General features: G+C 53.6%; 1 protein-coding gene. It reads left to right on the forward strand.

The features are described from left to right. Positions 1-405, forward strand: a 405-nt coding sequence (locus GRF61_RS24405; RefSeq protein WP_282447273.1) for an NAD(P)-dependent oxidoreductase, incomplete at both ends; no start/stop codon positions are given.

Consider the following 405-nt stretch of genomic DNA (forward strand, 5'->3'; position numbering starts at 1 on the left):
CGACCGTACGGTGGGGATCGTGGGCGTTGGTAACGTTGGACGTCGATTGCAAGCGCGACTGGAAGCGTTAGGGATTAAAACCTTGCTTTGCGATCCGCCTCGCGCTGACCGTGGGGATGAGGGTGATTTCCGCTCGCTGGATGAATTAGTTCAGCATGCGGATATTCTGACTTTCCATACGCCACTCTTCAAAGATGGGCCGTACAAAACGCTGCATCTGGCGGATGAAAAACTGATCCGTAGCCTGAAGCCGGGAGCGATTCTGATTAACGCCTGCCGTGGCGCAGTCGTCGATAATACTGCGTTGCTGACCTGCCTGAATGAAGGCCAGAAGTTAAGCGTAGTGCTGGATGTCTGGGAAGGCGAACCGGAACTTAACGTGGAGTTGCTGACAAAAGTGGATAT

This window comes from Azoarcus sp. TTM-91 (genome assembly GCF_012911025.1).
Taxonomy (GTDB): domain Bacteria; phylum Pseudomonadota; class Gammaproteobacteria; order Burkholderiales; family Rhodocyclaceae; genus Azoarcus.